This window comes from Paenibacillus sp. FSL P4-0113, from assembly GCF_038009305.1.
Classification (GTDB): Bacteria; Bacillota; Bacilli; order Paenibacillales; family Paenibacillaceae; genus Paenibacillus; species Paenibacillus polymyxa_D.
On record NZ_JBBPAZ010000001.1, the window covers coordinates 3,517,566 to 3,534,443 of the forward strand.

The 16,878-nt window shown below is 44.6% G+C and carries 12 protein-coding genes and 2 pseudogenes; 5 read left to right on the plus strand and 9 right to left on the minus strand.

The annotated features are described in order from the left end of the window. Positions 1-37: 37 nt before the first annotated feature. Genes araA through MKX46_RS15100 form a run of 3 tightly spaced genes read right to left on the minus strand, consistent with a single transcriptional unit; the run spans position 38 to position 3,811 of the window. A complete protein-coding gene (gene araA / locus MKX46_RS15090; protein ID WP_029518894.1) occupies positions 38-1,462 on the minus strand; it encodes an L-arabinose isomerase in 1,425 nt (474 codons plus the stop codon). A gap of 38 nt (positions 1,463-1,500) precedes the next feature. Next, the gene (locus MKX46_RS15095) at positions 1,501-2,196 is read right to left on the minus strand and encodes an L-ribulose-5-phosphate 4-epimerase (protein WP_013373853.1); all 696 of its coding nucleotides are present in this window, start codon (positions 2,194-2,196) and stop codon (positions 1,501-1,503) included. Between the two features lies 1 nt (position 2,197). Further along, positions 2,198-3,811, minus strand: a complete 1,614-nt coding sequence (locus tag MKX46_RS15100) for a xylulokinase (protein WP_341071421.1) — start codon at positions 3,809-3,811, stop codon at positions 2,198-2,200. A 291-nt stretch (positions 3,812-4,102) separates the two neighbouring features. Here MKX46_RS15100 and MKX46_RS15105 point away from each other — a divergent pair, with 291 nt between their 5' ends. Further along, positions 4,103-5,185 (plus strand): GntR family transcriptional regulator, encoded by a 1,083-nt coding sequence (locus MKX46_RS15105; RefSeq protein ID WP_341071423.1) that lies wholly within the window; start codon positions 4,103-4,105, stop codon positions 5,183-5,185. A 211-nt stretch (positions 5,186-5,396) separates the two neighbouring features. Continuing rightward, complete coding sequence (locus MKX46_RS15110; protein ID WP_029518897.1) at positions 5,397-7,391, plus strand: serine hydrolase; 1,995 nt, start codon at positions 5,397-5,399, stop codon at positions 7,389-7,391. A gap of 417 nt (positions 7,392-7,808) precedes the next feature. Here MKX46_RS15110 and MKX46_RS15115 read toward each other — a convergent pair whose 3' ends face one another. After that, on the minus strand, positions 7,809-9,608 hold the full coding sequence (locus MKX46_RS15115) for a helix-turn-helix transcriptional regulator (protein ID WP_209950104.1): 1,800 nt from the start codon (positions 9,606-9,608) through the stop codon (positions 7,809-7,811). 100 nt (positions 9,609-9,708) lie between these two features. Then, a complete protein-coding gene (locus MKX46_RS15120) occupies positions 9,709-10,296 on the minus strand; it encodes a sensor domain-containing protein (protein WP_029518899.1) in 588 nt (195 codons plus the stop codon). Between the two features lie 287 nt (positions 10,297-10,583). Between MKX46_RS15120 and MKX46_RS15125 the strand changes: the two are divergent. Beyond that, positions 10,584-10,879, plus strand: a pseudogene (locus MKX46_RS15125) (hypothetical protein). Positions 10,880-11,196: 317 nt separating this feature from the next. Continuing rightward, positions 11,197-12,622 (plus strand): annotated as a pseudogene (locus tag MKX46_RS15130) (MDR family MFS transporter). A 136-nt stretch (positions 12,623-12,758) separates the two neighbouring features. Here MKX46_RS15130 and MKX46_RS15135 read toward each other — a convergent pair. From MKX46_RS15135 to MKX46_RS15145, 3 genes are all read right to left on the minus strand, one after another. Then, complete coding sequence (locus tag MKX46_RS15135; protein ID WP_029518902.1) at positions 12,759-13,361, minus strand: class I SAM-dependent methyltransferase; 603 nt, start codon at positions 13,359-13,361, stop codon at positions 12,759-12,761. A 215-nt stretch (positions 13,362-13,576) separates the two neighbouring features. Next, positions 13,577-14,110, minus strand: a complete 534-nt coding sequence (locus tag MKX46_RS15140) for a YceI family protein (RefSeq protein WP_029518903.1) — start codon at positions 14,108-14,110, stop codon at positions 13,577-13,579. Positions 14,111-14,299: 189 nt separating this feature from the next. Continuing rightward, complete coding sequence (locus MKX46_RS15145; protein ID WP_341071424.1) at positions 14,300-15,634, minus strand: SMI1/KNR4 family protein; 1,335 nt, start codon at positions 15,632-15,634, stop codon at positions 14,300-14,302. Positions 15,635-15,792: 158 nt separating this feature from the next. On the opposite strand from MKX46_RS15145, the gene MKX46_RS15150 reads away from it, so the two are divergent. After that, entirely contained in the window at positions 15,793-16,173 is a 381-nt protein-coding gene (locus tag MKX46_RS15150) for a hypothetical protein (protein ID WP_069012335.1), read from the plus strand. A gap of 67 nt (positions 16,174-16,240) precedes the next feature. On the opposite strand, the gene MKX46_RS15155 is transcribed toward MKX46_RS15150, so the two are convergent. After that, on the minus strand, positions 16,241-16,768 hold the full coding sequence (locus MKX46_RS15155) for a hypothetical protein (RefSeq protein WP_069012336.1): 528 nt from the start codon (positions 16,766-16,768) through the stop codon (positions 16,241-16,243). Positions 16,769-16,878: the final 110 nt, after the last annotated feature.

Genomic DNA, 16,878 nt, shown 5'->3' on the forward strand with positions numbered 1-16,878 from the left:
GACTGACCCAATGCTTTTATAGATGGCTATCTTCTAGTTATTTAATAATTACGTATTCCAGGTTAACCAGTTTTGCATAAGTCACAATTTGGTCTGTGGTTAGATTCAAGGAAACCACAGTATGGTGACCGCCACCGTTCTCAATCCATGCCTTAACTCCATCCTGGAAGTTAGGCTTCACGTTCCACAGTACACGGGCTACCGGAAGATTTGGAGCAGGAACTGTCGGTTCAAATGCCGTAACCTCATTGATCAGCAGTTTATAATGAGTGCCAAAGTCAGCCATAGAAACAACCACACCGTCTCCTGCCTTGCCGTCAAATACCAGACGGGCTGGATCTTCACGATCGCCGATACCTAACGGAGAAACGATGACTTTAGGCTTGTTGCTCGCCAACGTTGGGTCAACTTCAAGCATATGGGATTGAAGGATCGATTCCTGACCAGCCGCTAATTCATAGGTGTAGTCTTCCATAAAGCCAGTGGATTGGTTATGGCTCATGACTTTAAGCAGGCGATCGAGCGCTGCAGTCTTCCAATCTCCTTCACCAGCAAATCCGTATCCTTGTGCCATCAAACGTTGAACGGCAAGACCAGGGAGCTGTTTCATACCATAGAGGTCTTCGAAGTTCGTAGTGAAGGCAGTATAGCCGCCATGATCCAGGAATCGTTTAATAGCAATTTCATAGCTTGCTTGCACTCTTACACTGGCTTCCCAAGCTTCCTTGCTATAAGTACCATAATCGAATTCATAAAGTTCAGAGTATTCCGCAAACAAAGCATCAATCTCTTCTTCTTTCACAGCATTGACGTACTGAACGAGGTCGCCAATTCCGAAGTAGTCAACGGTCCATCCAAATTGAATTTGGGCTTCGACCTTATCACCTTCCGTAACGCCAACATTACGCATGTTGTCGCCAAAGCGGGCGACTTTGATATTGAAGCTTTCGTTATAAGCAACCGCTACATCCATCCACTCTGCGATTTGTTTTTGCACTTCTGCACGTTCCCAGTAACCTACAACCACTTTATTCTGTTTCTTCAAGCGGGCGTTGATAAACCCATATTCACGGTCACCATGAGCTGCCTGATTGAGGTTCATGAAGTCCATGTCAATTGTAGCCCAAGGAATGCTTTCATTGTACTGTGTGGCCAAATGAAGTAGCGGCTTTTGCAGCAATTTAGTACCGCGAATCCACATTTTTGCAGGTGAGAAGGTATGCATCCAAGTGATGACACCAGCAACCTCATCACGATAGTTGACTTCTTTCATAAGGCTGGTGATTTTGTCTGCACTAACCGCCAGATCTTGCAATACAAGCGGATAAGGCAGAACGCCGCTCTTATTTAGGGCATCGGTCATTTCTTGTGCGTGTGCTTTGACTTCTGCTAATGCTTCTTCTCCATACAGATGTTGTGAACCTACGACAAACCAGAACTGTTTTGTACCTACTGTTGACATCATTCATCCTCTTTTCTTCATTTTTAGTTTAGTTGGTCTTACTTTTGCCCGTAGTAGGCGTCTTTCCCATGTTTGCGCAAATAGTGTTTATCTAGAATCCGCTGCGGCAATTCTTCAGCAAAATGATTCAATTCCCGTGCGAATAAATTCATTTTCGAAACTTCTTCCAACACGACGCTATTCATAACTGCGGATTTCGCATCTTTCCCCCAAGTGAAGGGAGCGTGACCCTTAAGCAGGACACCTGGCACTGCTAAAATATCCAGCCCGCGCTGCTCAAAAGTTTCGATGATGACACGGCCGGTTTCCGCTTCGTAACCACGGTCGATCTCCTCTTGTGTCAGGAAACGAGCACAGGGAACAGAACCATAGAAGGTGTCTGCATGAGTAGTCCCCATTACAGGTACATCCAGGCCTGCTTGAGCCCAAATCGTCGCCCAAGTCGAATGCGTATGCACAATACCGCCGATCTCTGCGTAGTGCTTGTAAAGTACGGCATGAGTCGGTGTATCCGATGAAGGTCTCATCTCTCCTTCAACAACATTGCCGTCAAAATCAACAACCACCATATCGCTAGGTTTCATCGTGTCATAACTAACACCACTCGGTTTGATAACGAATAAGCCACGCTCACGATCAACAGCGCTTACGTTACCCCAGGTGTATTTCACGAGTCCATGTTTAGGCAAATCCAGATTGGCTTGAAATACTTCTTCTTTCAGCTGCTCTAACACGTCAATTCCTCCAGTTTTCCACTAGATTATCTACAGCAGCCTGCTCAATCGCCAGGCCTTGTGTGTAGCGTTCTAAGAATGTTTCGAACCCCTTAACATCGGAACCGTCAGGATGAATTTCTTGTCCCTCAACATCTCTAAATACTTTTTGGTCGAGGAAGTCTTCCAGACTTTCTTGTTGATCCTTGTTCATCATGTAAGAAGCCAGAATAGCCATACCCCACGCTCCGCCTTCTCCAGCTGTTGACATCACGGATACCGGGACATTCATAGCAGCCGCAACAATCTTTTGTCCGACGATAGGGGTTTTAAATAAACCACCGTGAGCCAGAATGCTGTCAATTGCGACGTATTCTTTCTTCGTCAAAATATCCATTCCGATTTTCAAAGCAGCAAATGCAGTGAACAGATGAGTCCGCATGAAATTGGCCAAATTGAAACGGCTCTCAGGAGAGCGGACAAACAACGGTCTGCCTTTCTCTATTCCGGTGATATTCTCCCCTGACAAATAGCCATAGCTGAGTAAACCACCGCCATCTGGATCCGCTTCCAAAGCCTTATTCAGCAACACACTGAACAATTGATTCGGATCCGCCTTGTGCCCCATGGCCTCATAGAATTCACGGAACAAGCCCAGCCAAGCATTGAGATCACTTGAACAGTTGTTGGCATGAACCATCCCGACCGGATTACCATTCGGTGTGGTCACCAGATCAATTTCCGGATATACCGCTGAAAGGTCCTTCTCTAATACAATCATGGCAAAAACCGAGGTTCCCACAGACACGTTGCCAGTACGTTTTCTCACACTATTCGTAGCGACCATTCCTGTTCCCGCATCACCTTCTGGAGGACAAAGCGGAATACCAGGTTGTAAGTCTCCGGATTTATCTAAGATTTTCGCTCCCGCTGCGGTTAGTACACCTGCCTGCTCGCCTGAGATATGAACTTTAGGAATAATGTCTTGTAACTTCCAATCGTAGCCTTTGGCTGCAATGAGTTCATCAAACTGCTTAACCATCGACTCGTTATAATCATGTGTAGTCTCATCAATTGGGAAAATCCCCGAAGCGTCTCCGATACCAATTGCCTTATCGCCAGTCAGCAGCCAGTGGATATATCCAGCCAACGTCGTCATAAAATCAATATGAGGGACATGTTGCTCTTCGTTCAATATCGCTTGATACAAGTGAGCAATACTCCATCGCTCAGGAATGTTGAATTGAAATTTATCAGTTAAAGCTTTTGCTGCAGCCCCGGTTGTCGCATTCCGCCAAGTCCGGAACGGAACAAGCAACTCACCCTTGCTGTCAAAAGCCATATAGCCGTGCATCATTGCAGAGAATCCTATAGAACCAACCGTACGAAGGGTGACTCCATATTTTTGCTCAACCTCTTGCTTCATTTCACGATAAGCCTCTTGCAGGCCCATAATAATACTCTCTAAGTTGTACGTCCAATATCCATCTACCAGGAGGTTTTCCCACTCATAGCTTCCAGATGCGATGGTTTCAAAACGATGATCAATCAGCACTGCCTTGATACGTGTGGATCCAAATTCAATACCAAGTGAGGTTTCTCCCTTAGTAATCGCTTGTTTAGTGTCTTGATCCATGCTCACGTTACTCCTCTCTCTGAACAACTGTTATAATCGCATTAATTGAAAGAAGGCGCTTTCTTTTGTTTACAGCCTTAGTATATTTTTTGTGCGTACATTTGTCAACACAAAACCATAGTTATACTTACAAATACTTTGACAAACCGAGTGTTTTTCTAGTTTTAACTTTAGTATTTATACAGATAGGACAATAGATTATAATAAACTCATAATTATGCTAAAATATGTACATACAAATATTATAGATGCATTAATTAGTATTAGAACAACTTGGAAAGAAGGAATAAAGTGAAACCAAAGTATCAGGTCATCCTTGAGGATATAAAAAGCAATATTCTTTCAGGGGCATACAGCGTAGGAGAACAAATTCCAACGGAATTCGCTTTGCAGGATAAGTATAAAGTTAGTCGCCAGACGGTTCGGAAGGCTATTTTGGAACTATCCAACGAAGGTTTCTTAAGAAGTGAAAAAGGATCTGGCACCTATGTCAGTAACCAATTTCGCTCAAAGACTGGTGGGAACTCCAGTAATAAAACCATCGGAGTCATCACGACCTACATCTCTGATTACATCTTCCCCTCGATAATTCGCGGGATTGAAGCCAGATTAAATGAAGATAATTATTCATTACTATTAGCGAGTACCAATAATGATGTCGCCCAGGAAAAGAAAGCCTTGGAGATGATGCTGTCCTTTGGTGTGGATGGTTTGATCATTGAGCCTACGAAGAGCAATCTATATAATCCCAATATCGCTTATTATCTGACGTTCAAGGAACAGGATGTTCCCTTCATCATGATTAATGCCTATTATGAAGAGTTGGAAGTTCCTTACTTCTGCCTCGATGACGTACAATCCAGCTATCTGGCGACCAAAGAATTGATCGCTAACGGACACACACAGATTGGCATCATTGCCAAAATGGACGATTTACAAGGAAAGTATCGAATGAAGGGCTATATCAAAGCGCTTGGAGAAGCCAAATTACGGTTTCACCCAGAGCAAGTGCTCTCATTCTATACAGAGACAAAGCAGGACCTATCCACCAACTTGAAGAAATTCCTGACCGAACAAAGAGACGATTTAACCGCAATTGTCTGCTATAACGACGAGGTCGGACTAGAAGTTGTACATGTATGCAGACAACTTGGGATATCTGTGCCCGAAGACTTATCCATTATTGGTCAAGATAATTCCTATATTTCCAAGAATGCAAACATCAAACTAACGACATTAACGCACCCCCAGGAACAAATGGGACGTGATGCCGCCGATTGGGTTATTAAGAAACTTCAAGGGAAAAAGGATCTACGTAACCACACCTATTATCAGCCTGTGTTAATTGAAGGAGAGACGGTTAAGAAGAACTGAGGTAAAAAAGGATATGTAACTGTGGTGAATTTCCGTTTTTTCTGAATGACCCATCGCCCTTTAAACCTAGTGCCTAATTGTCATATGACACTTTGGAGTGACTTGGTATGGTGGGTGGCGAAATGTAACTTGTTGGTATGACAAGTCCTTTGCCATACTTGGTTTTGCCGGACGCTATAAGGCAAAAATACATTTCAAGGAGAAATCATTCATGAAAAAAATGATTCACACCAGTCTCGCGGTTCTACTATTATCTGCTACGGTAACTACCGCGTGTATGGCACCCAACGGCGCATCAGTTGCCGCACCCGTTAACGTACCAGTTGCATCTGAGAAGGCTAGCTTGGAGGGACCGCGAGATGCTAAGGAACTAGAAGCTTTTGCAGATGGCGTTTTTGCGGACAAGATGAAGAAGTATAATACAGTTGGTTCTAATTTTGTGGTCGTTGCAGGTGGGAAAGTGATGCTAAGCAAAGGTTACGGGTATGCCGACAAGGGCAAAAAAATTCCTGTTGATAAAAATACCGTTTTCCAAATCGGCTCTGTTACAAAGTCATTCACTGCATTGGCAGCTATGCAGTTGGTCGATAAGGGGAAAATGGATTTAAAACGCGATATCCAAGAGTATTTAGGAGGAATAAAGGTTCCGAATAAAACAGGAAAAAAACTGACGATGTTTGATCTACTTACATATTCAAGTGGATTTGATGAACCAGATATTTCCATGGAAATGCATCCAGAATACGCGGACAAATATTTTCCGATGAAGAAGTTCATTGCATCAAATATGCCAACTGTTGTCAGGACTCCAGGAGAAGCGTACACTTATGACAATTTTGGTTTCATGCTAGCGGGATATGCTGTAGCAAACGTAACGGGTATGTCATATTCCAAATATATGGAAAAGAATATTTTCAAACCGTTAGGCATGAATTCGACGAATGTGCGGTTTACCCCCCAATTGTTAAGCAGAATGGCTGCTCACTATGGACCAACAGGCGAACTGATACCCTTGGACGGGTTTAAACCAACGGAAAAACCTGAAGGCGGTATCGTCTCAACAGCAGATGACATGGCGAAGTACCTTATTATGCACCTGAACAAAGGCAAGTACAAAGGTAAAGAAGTAGTGAGTCCAAAGAGCATAGAGCAAATGCACACATACCAATTATTCCCTGATAAGGAGTTCCCGGTCACAACAATTGGATTCGAAGGCTACTTCAAAGAGAAGATGAATAATCAGCATGTGATTCTAAAGGGAGGAAATGTTACAGGGCATTCTTCCTTGATTGTTATTCTGCCTGAGAAGAATACAGCAATGTACATGTCCTACAATAACGACTCCATGATGAGTCTTGACGTGTATGAAGAATTTATGAATCATTATTATCCGAGAAAATCAGAACTTCCAAAGTCAACCTACGCGACAATAAGTGAGCAGCAGGCCCAAGACTACGTGGGATTATACCAAAACACGCGTATCGCTGCCTTAAGGACGAAGGTTTCGTATTCGGACGGGAAATTAATAATGGAGACAGGAACATCAGGCAAACATACACTAAAAATGATCCACCCTTTATTATTTGAAGATGAATCAGGTAATAAATTGACGTTTAATAAAAATCAAGCAGGCCATATTGCATATTTGTATTACATGCAACTCCCAGACCTCGTTGCTTATGCGCAAAAAATAAACATTGATTCACCATTTTCTGATGTACCTGCGGATAGTAAATATATTCCATATATAAACAACCTTAATGCTTTGAAAGTCATGAGCGGAAAATCAGCCCACCTCTTCGATCCGAAAGGAACGATGACTCAGAGAGAATTCTCAGAAGTGCTGCTGCGCGCCCACGGGTGGTATAAACAACCTTTCATGATTGAACCGAATACAAAACAGATGATGGCCGGACTACGTAATTATCAGCCTAATTCTCCTATCACTAGACAAATGGCGGCGGTAATGATCCAGAACCTGAAACAGGTTGAGCCTGGAATTAAGGTTAAATTGGGTGGCGAAACGGATGCTTGGGCAGTTAAAGCCATCACAGCTCTTGTTTCCCAAGGTATCATGGACCCGAATACCAAGATCAATTTAGACGGCTCCATAGACTTCCGCTCCAAACAGCTTTTGAAGCGTCAAGAAGCCAGTGCCTTGTTGGATCAAGCATTTAATTACTATACGTTGCCAATCAGTCACTAATTCAAAAGGATTAAGTAAATTTTCTACCGTAAAGGACAGTGCTTACTTCGGGATTAACGAAAAAAAGCGCGAGTGCAGGGGGGATTTCCCCATGACTCGCGCTTTTTGGCTCATCTCGCCCATTCGAGGATGTTATGGGCAAGCAAAAGCCAACCGATAAGGGCACGGTACTAGCAGGCACCTAAGGAGGCGTACCGAAAGTCTGCCGACCGCGATTGGTCTCAGGCTTCCCTCACAAGGGGGGTATCTGCCTTTTTGTAATTGCCAATTCCTATAATGGTACTTTATATAAGATTTCCTGAACCCCCGTCAAAACTGGGGATTTTCTTGTACAATAAGAAACAAGCGGCTGCTGATGCTGCCGCTTGTTTTTAGTTTCCTCCATATCCAACGGAAATCCGCATCGAACCGTAAGGTTTATTCCAAAAGCCCTGCCTCCCGGGCCTTTTGCACTGCTTCCTCTCGGTTGCGAACCCCCAGCTTCAGATAGACCGATGACGCATAGTTTCTAACCGTACCATCGGATAAATACAATTTGGAAGCAATGGTTTTATATCGCAGTCCTTTCGACACGAACTGTAAAATTTCAAGCTCCCGTGAAGTTAAATCATAGGTCGCAGCCACTTTGGTTGTCGACGGAACGTCTCCGCTCTTGGCGGCTTCCAGCTGAGCAAACAATTTGTGCGACATCTCCTGATCGATCAGCGTGCCTCCGCGATAGACCGTACGTATTGTTTCGGCAAGCTCTACCGGCTTCATCGACTTCAATAGGTATCCGTCCGCTCCGCTTCGCAGCGCTTCCAGAGCCTGTCCAGTATCTTCGAACGTGGTGAGAATCAAGATGCGGATGTGGGGCCACGTTTGTTTTATGGTACGGGATGCGGAGATTCCGTCCAGGTTCGGCATGTCCAAATCCATGAGCACCAGCTGAGGCTGAACCTGTCTGCACAGTTCGATGGCTTGCTCGCCATCTTCTGCCACCCCTACGACTTGCAAATCTTGCTGCTCCTCGAGAAGAATCCGTAGACTTTCACGGATAAAAGGCTGGTCATCGACGACCAACAGACGGATGACATCATCCTTAAGCTCCGTTTGTCGTGGCAGGGTGCAGGTAACGAGGGTGCCTTCGCCCGGTTGGGTATAGACGCCAACATGACCTTGCAAATTCATCGCTCGCTCTTTCATGGCGTTCAAGCCGAAACCATCCCGTCCATGTTCCATCCCACGGCCGTTATCTTGAATTTCCAGCCTCGTCTGCTGAGGCTCGAATTGCACTGAAACCGTAATCTCCGTCGAGTGTCCATGACGCACGGCATTCGTCAATGATTCTTGCAAGCAGCGATACAGCGCTATCTTCGCTTGCTTCGTTACAGGGTATTCCTCCCCGAAGGCCTGGAAACGAACCGACACCTTAGCATGCTCCTGAAACTCCTCTGCCAGCTTCCGCAAAGACTGAAGCAGTGGGAGTTCTTCATGCGGCGATTCGATTTGATGCACATAGCCTCTCACTTCATCCATATTTTCCCGGGCCAGGTTCAATAGGGAATCGAGCCGTTTCGTTCCTGTATCCGTCTCTAGCTCAGGGCGCAAGGTTTCCAACCCCATAATGAGGGAAGTGTACGCATGACCGACGGTATCATGGAGCTCTTTGGAGAGCCGATTCCGCTCTTCGGCCAGCGTGATGCGCTCGATTTGGGACAAGTACTGCTCCAGCACCGCATTTTGCTCGCGTATAATTTCACTTTGACGATGATTGACCATCAATAAATGGAAGGAAAATCCGAATGCATAAGCCGTCCCGAATTGAATGGTCATAATCCAAAAATCAATCTGCTCTGCAAGCAGCTTAATTATAGCGGGTAGGAGCAATATCGATAAAGGACCTGACCAAAGATATGTTCTTTGTTTGCTATTAGAGGCAATCAAAAATGCATATACCAGGAATGTGAGGTAGGCTTCTGGAAAGAACAAAACTAAATACAAGCAGAGCCCGCCCGGGATCACAATCTCGGTAAGCAGGTAGTATCTATAATTGAGCTGCAAGCACAGCCAGGGAACGGAAAAAGCAATAAGCTGCCAAAACACAAGAACCCAAAGCGGCAGCGTGAAATGAGCTTGCCGCTCTATGATAGTGAGCAGGAGAGAAGTACTGCAAATCAAGCGGATCATAAGCATGAACCAGTCGTACCAGAACCACTGCTTTACCATATCGAACAAAACCATCAACCCCTAAGAACTATCAGTATGACATTACGTAACTATTATAGAGCAGATCATTATCCAACAATACTTTTAAATCCAGACCGGGACATTCCGGCTACCGGTTCACACTCTTGATCATACGACGGGTGTAGCCTCCTAGCATACGCGTGAAGCTGTTCGCAAGCCTGTAGCTCACCATAGTGAATATGACTCCTGAGGCCGAAACCAGTACGGATTTTATCACAGTATCTATAGGTACACCCATAAAATAATAATTAAATAGTGGAAAGAGGAGCGGGGCCGCAATCATTGCGAGTGGAGTTATATAAAGCAAGGCTGCACTAATGAGGCTTAAAATCCCCACCGGAAGCTTCAGCATCAGCCAGCCGATAGCGATCCAGTTGCGCCGATTTAGCAGCTCCTTCCTTGCTTGAAGCCAGATAGAGTCATCGGTGTTTATTGGTTTAACGTAAAGCTCTGTGGTAATATCCGTATAGATCTTGGTCTGTGTGCGTTCAAATTGCAGGAAGGTGTTTGTAGTTCGCAAAATGCGAGTAATCAGAGGAACGCCCGCGACGGTAAACGAAAGACTCAAGCCTAATGTAAGAGCGACCAGATAAAAGCAAAAGTAAAACAATCCGGTAGCGAAAGTAAGCAGTAGGAAATAGCCATTTTGAATAAAGCTGACGACGGTTCTTGTCATCAAAGAGCCCACATCCTTTACAAGTAGTCATCGTATCCTACGGCTCTTGATGTCAAATCCGCCAGTGCCATAATGTCATATGACACAAAGCGAAAGCGGTCTGCGAACCTAATGGGGAAAAACAACAGTAGTTACTGTGTGTACGGCAATTTTCGATCGCACGGCTAAACAAAAACTGCCCACCAAAAACTTAGAAGCTTGAAATTTACACTATCCATATATTGAGCTTGTCATTATAAATTGAATAACATTTAGAGATACGTAGAAACCTTATCTCTTGACATTTTATGGAGAATACTATATATATTCAAAGCCAATACGAAAGACAGGAAGGGAGGATCTGCACGCACAGAGTGATCAAAATCAAATTTACGCTCTTTTACGGTGAAGTTCCTGAAGCAAAATTTATGGGTACTTGGAGTTGAATCAGGATGGCAATATGATCGCGCTCTACAATAGGTACGGTGAGGAAATAGACATGTATGGCGGACATGAATTTGTTAGGGTAAGGACACTTGGCAAATTTGATGACCAAGACCGTGATAATTTTTATTCTTTGTTAGAAAGTGATGGTGTAGGATAATCTGCACGATAGGCTGACGATTCCAGTGCCAAGGCACTACGAAAAGTCAGCCTTTTTGATTTTATTTGCCTTATAGAGTTGACCGGCACGTTATCATAATCCCCTAACCTCATCTTGTCAAGAAATAATGCGCGAATGAGCGACACCGTGGTGGAGCCCCCCTTATGCTTTCGAAATATGAATGAATTTCCGAGTATGATGGGCAATTTCACTTTTTCCAATTAATCCCACTTCACGTAAAATGATCTTCAAGGCGTTGCGGGTTAAGCGATATACAAACAATGGACGGAACGTAATGAACAATCGGGAGGTAGAAGATGGACAATCAGGATCAAGATGCAAGAGGAATGAAGAGAGGGGCAATATTAACCGCTCTACTCATCGGTACATTTGTCGCGTTTCTTAACGAAAATTTACTTACCCATGCGTTTCCTGCGTTGATGAGAGAATTTAGCGTTGCTGCTTCGACCATACAATGGTTATCGACGGGATATATGCTCGTGATCGGCGTACTGGTGCCGGTGACCGCATTACTACAGCAATGGTTCACGACTCGCCAGATGTTTATGTCTGCGATGGCGTTATTTTTGGCCGGTACCTGCTTGTGTGCAGTATCCCCGGGATTCGGAATCTTGCTGATGGGCAGGGTTGTTCAGGCTTGCGGGACAGGATTATTGATCCCGTCGATGATGAATACGATTCTCGCTCTCTATCCTCCAGAACGTCGGGGTGCCGCCATGGGTCTCATGGGGCTGGTCATCATGGTCGCCCCTGTCATCGGGCCGGCTTTGTCTGGCTTAATTATCGATACCTTTCAATGGCGATGGCTGTTCTACATGGTGATTCCTGTCGCACTGTTTTCGATGATTTATGCATTCGTGTACTTAAAGAACGTGACAGAACTGACCAAGCCAAGGGTCGATCTTGTATCCATTGTGATGTCAACCGTCGGTTTCGGCTGCGTCACCTATGGCTTCAGCCAAACAAGTGTCTCTCTTGAGCCAGAAGGTTACGGATCGATTGCAATAGGTAGCCTTTTCTTGCTCTTGCTTGTATGGCGCCAGCTTAAGATCAAAGAGCCGTTGATCAATCTTTCCGTATTCCGGCATTCCACTTTTTCTCTGGTTGCGGTATTGATTGTAATTCTGACGATGGTTCTATTCGCCACAACAACTTTGCTGCCGTTCTATATGCAGGATGTGATGAAGTTGACAGCATTCGCGACAGGCTTACTTCTAATGCCGGGTAGCATTTTGAACGGAATGCTGATGCCGGTATCGGGGAAATTACTCGATAAATTCGGGCCGAGACTCGTCATTGTGCCCGGGCTATTCCTGATCGTTCGCCATATCGTTGTGGCTGTTTACCGGCATCGACAGTGATACAACACAAGGCTCCGTTCTGTTCAATCATATCCTCTTATTCTTAGGCATGTCATTCGTCGTCATGCCGGCTCAGACGACAGGATTGAATCAACTTCCACGTCACCTGGTTCCTCATGGCACAGCCATATATAATACGCTCCAACAGATTGCAGGGGGAATTGGCATCGCATTGTTCGTCGGCATCATGTCGTCTGGAGCCAATCGTTATCTTCACCATTCGCTCAATCCCACTGCGATGCATGAGAAGACACAAAGCATGGTTTCCGGTCTACAAACGGTTTTTTGGATTGAATTTATTCTGGCAATACTTATTCTGGCGCTGGGTTGGTTTATAAAAAAGCCACCTGAACATAATTAATTCATTACTAGGCACAGATTGAATCATAAGTTTAAAACCGTACAAGAAGCATGGGCTGTCTCATAAGGGACGGCCTTTTATTTCGTTGTACCTTAGAACTGCTAACTATAAGGAGAGCTGATTTCTGCCTAAAAGTTTATTTTCGAGAATCAAGAATAAACATAGATGCATCTTGTCCCATGAATATTTTACTTCCGTTAAAAAAAGTTTTGGACTGAATATCTCTATATCCTATTTTAGTCATAATGTCAGTCAGCTCTTCTTGATGAAATCCGTTATGAACTATATCTGAAACTACTTTTTCATTTTTATTAAAATCTACGATTAGTAAATGTCCTCCTTCATTTAGAACATCAAATAGCCTTGATAAAACGATTTCAACATCATGAATATGGAGTAGAACCTGAGCCATAAAAATATAGTCCGCATGTAAATCCGTTAGACCTTCCTTTTCAAAGTCAAAACATAATGTATCTGCATTCTGAATGTGAAGATCAGTAATTTTTTGCTTTATTTGATTAATCATGTTTTGTGAAGTATCCAGAAAAAGCATAGAATTAAAATCATTTAACAAGCTCATTCCGACAAGACCTGTTCCACACCCAAAATCAATAGCATTCTTACTATTAGCGTCAACTACATACTCACGAATGGCATCAGATGATGCCTTTGCAATTTGAATTCTTTCAGAAGTGTCATATACATTAGCTATCATTTCAAACTTATCCGTATTTCCCATGATTACCTCCCCAATCCGCCTTAATAAAAAACACAACAATATAGAATGATATTCTATCGAAGCATTTGCATTTAGTCCACATTCTAATTCATGCTTATGGAAAACAAAACTGTTTTGCTTCAAAATTTCCGCCCTTATTTGTGATACGGTTCACCGCCCTACCTGTAACGGCAAGTTTAAAGACCACCCCGCTAAAAGGATGGCCTTTAGGACTGCTATTCTATTCTAATTGCCTCGATATAAAGCTCGATTCTCACTTCATTTCCGACGATAACCCCGCCTTTTTCCAGAGGCGAGTTGAATGTCAAGCCAAATTCATTGCGGTCAATACTGGCTGTTGAATGAAATCCTACACGTTCCCGGCCACGAGGGTCTTTGTTTAGTCCTTCAAAAAAGGTATGAAAAGTGATGGGTTTGGTTACTCCATGCAGAGTTAGATTGCCCGTAAGTTCATATTGCCTTTCGCCAGCAAGGACGCAGCTGGTGCTTTGAAACGTAATGGTTGGATACTTGGCTGCATGAAGGAAGTCGTCACTCTTCAGGTGTTCATCTCGTTGCGATTGGCGAGTTGTAATACTATTTGCATCTATGGAAGCCTGAATACCCATGGTTTTTAAATTGTTGGGGTCAAAACTCAAGATCGCTTGGAAATGCTCGAATACTCCTTTAATTCTACTAATCATTAAATGCGTCACCGAAAACTCGACGGAGCTGTGGTCCGGATCCACTTCCCAATTGATATCTTTCATAAATAAATTCCACCTCTATAATAAGATTTTGAGAAAGGTCGCCCCTCTCAAAGCACTGCGATATTCGCATACCCCTAATATACAAAAACGCTACTGACAACGGGATGTCAGTAGCGTTTTAGCATTTTTTCGGCTTCCTCGTAAATCCGATTTAGTTTACATTTTATGGATAATTCATGTACGCCTTCATTACGATTCGTCTTTGTCGAAATAATCATCTGGCAAATGCAGTTCTCGCAAACAACCGATAAATTTTTCTCTGAAATTCGGATTGCTTTTGTATTTCGGCCATACCTCCTTATAGTAAGACAGCAGCTTCTCATGTGGAATAATGCCCCAGTATAAAATCAAGTTATTCAGAACCTGCGGGCCGCCCCCCATCAACATCTGTTCAATGATCTGCCAGCTTCCCAGCTTATTTTCGCAACTGCGCGCGGCATAGATGGCAGTGGTTTGCATTTTCGGGTCGGCGTGACACAAGAAAGGCGCAAAGTTCTGGAGCGTAATCGCACCGTAATCTTCCAAGATATACCCTGCATAACGCAACGTTTCTGGGTCGTGAATCCGGTCAAGCCTTTGCAAGATCACTGGAATAAACTCCGTTAAATCCTCAGTTTTACTGGAAGCGTGCAGAATCTGTAAAGCTTGCAGAAAATCCTCATGTTCATCCGATTGCAACAGCTCCAGAGTATACTTTCTACCCGTGTCAAAAGAAGCTTTGCAGATGAGCCAAATGGCTGTGGTCCGATTTTTGGGGCTTTGCTCCGCAATTTTTTTCAAAAAAGCAAGGGTTAGCTGAGAGACTTTCTTAAACTTGAACATTCCATCAAGCGCTTTGGCTTGGATTTCTTCGTTTGGAGCGCTCTGATAAATCTGGATCAGCGCATTCTCATCACCCGGCATTCGACTGCCAAACCACCCGATATCATAATCCAGAATAATTTCATCCAGCCAGCGCTCGTACCAGTCCAGAAAGCTGTCTTCATAGACAAAGAAAAAAGGATGATCGGGATGGAAACCGGAGGTGTACACAATTCTCCCCCTATATTTCCCTTCAAGTACGAGATACATGTCGTATTCGCAGCCTTGGGTGCCTATGCACAACATGCCGCCCAACACCTTATTACAGGTGTCGTCGTATTCCTCATCGGGAATATCCTCGTCCTTGGTCAGGGGCTCAATTAGATGGTTCCATTCCTCTTTGGTCATCCCGGGATGCAGAACGGATTTTGCAAGGAGCGCTTGGCGCTCGGTGTAGGAAGTTGCCTTTCCAATTGAATATATTCCATAATAGGGTCCGGCGCCTCCATTGCCGATGTTCGTTAAAAACAGCGCATAAGGCTCAGGAAGTGTGACCTGATTGTGGGCTTGCCAGTCCGCCAGCTCTTTTGCTGTAAGCTTCTCTTTAACCCTATATTGATGTGAGGATGATCCAAACACTGAGAAATCCGCGTCTTTGCGCATAGCTTGGCTCAGTTTGTTTTTTATTCGATCCAGTTGCGTTTCTTTCTTGCCAAACCACATATTTGAACCCTCCTGTTGACCATAGCCAGGTTTCCTTTGTTTGCTTATCCAGCAATTTTATTATTTTTTCTATGGGACGTACCTCTTTAAAGTGTTATGTATCTAGAGACTCATCAAACGCAGCTCATTTTAAACAACATATCGTGAGGGAGAAAGTAATGAAAAGCCAATTAAGAAATATTACGGTCGACGGTTATGCCTTCGTTTATTGGTACTCAGGCGGGTCTCGCTTCATCCTAAACCTATCTCCGAAAGAGAATAAAAACATCAAAATCACGCTCATCTTTCAGGCGAATCCTCCTGAAGAAGAGCCTCATACTTTTTGGTCCTTTTATGACATTTCAGCCCAAAATAATGAAATAGAAACTGTCATCCATCTAGGTAAACCCAAACATATTGCTGAAATCATCTCATACTTGATGGCAAAACGACAAGAACTCTGGGTCCAGGGGAAGCCTCACGTTCTGGATCATGCCTGGGATTTACTAAAGGAAATGGGCTATTCCGAGTTAAAACCGATTTGGATTAGACAGTGGTAGTGATAATGGTTTGTGGACTAGCCCCCTTTGACCACTCAAAGGGAGCTTAAAGTTCACAGATATACGATTATTCGTTATCCGGCGTAGCCGGACTGGCCGGGGGCATCAAGCCTTTAACGGCGCCGAGAAACGGGCGAATGGACTTGATCATGCCGTAGCCCATCTTCACGACCGGGAGAAATTTCTGGATCATGCCGAACAGCCGCAAGCCGCCGCCGAGCATACCGCCAAGTCCTCCTGCGCCTGCAGTGGAGCCGCCAAGGCCGCCTAACAGCGAGCCCATCATCGGCAGGAATGCCGACACCTTGGCGTCCGGCTTGCGGGAGCGCGAACGGCCAGACGGTTTACGTGCGCCGCTTTTCCGGTTGCCGAGACGGACGCCCGGGGCATGCGAACTGGCTCTGCGTTTGAGAGATTGGGAATTTTGCCTCCCGGAAGAAGCGCGTGGAGGAGCCCCAGCACTGGCAAGTATCAACCCGCCGCGATTAACGTCGGTGATGTAGCCGACGTAGGTCTCTCCGCTGTGCAGGGTGACACAGACCGGACGGCCTTGAAATTTCTTAGCCCGTGCACGCATCTCCTTCGATTGTGCCATGGAAGTTCACCTCGCTCACTGATTATAATTCAGTTTACGCCAGGGGCGGGCTGCCTGCTTGTGCGAATAGGACATACGCACGCCAAAAATCGTTTGGCGGGCTCACCGCC

Bases quoted from the DNA above. Each gene is read 5' to 3' on its own strand.
- araA (WP_029518894.1), bottom strand. From the start codon at position 1,462: ATGTCAACAGTAGGTACAAAACAGTTCTGGTTTGTCGTAGGTTCACAA.
- MKX46_RS15100 (WP_341071421.1), bottom strand. From the start codon at position 3,811: ATGGATCAAGACACTAAACAAGCGATTACTAAGGGAGAAACCTCACTT.
- MKX46_RS15120 (WP_029518899.1), bottom strand. From the start codon at position 10,296: ATGACAAGAACCGTCGTCAGCTTTATTCAAAATGGCTATTTCCTACTG.
- MKX46_RS15110 (WP_029518897.1), top strand. From the start codon at position 5,397: ATGAAAAAAATGATTCACACCAGTCTCGCGGTTCTACTATTATCTGCT.
- MKX46_RS15135 (WP_029518902.1), bottom strand. From the start codon at position 13,361: ATGGGAAATACGGATAAGTTTGAAATGATAGCTAATGTATATGACACT.
- MKX46_RS15150 (WP_069012335.1), top strand. From the start codon at position 15,793: ATGAAAAGCCAATTAAGAAATATTACGGTCGACGGTTATGCCTTCGTT.
- MKX46_RS15140 (WP_029518903.1), bottom strand. From the start codon at position 14,110: ATGAAAGATATCAATTGGGAAGTGGATCCGGACCACAGCTCCGTCGAG.
- MKX46_RS15145 (WP_341071424.1), bottom strand. From the start codon at position 15,634: ATGTGGTTTGGCAAGAAAGAAACGCAACTGGATCGAATAAAAAACAAA.
- MKX46_RS15155 (WP_069012336.1), bottom strand. From the start codon at position 16,768: ATGGCACAATCGAAGGAGATGCGTGCACGGGCTAAGAAATTTCAAGGC.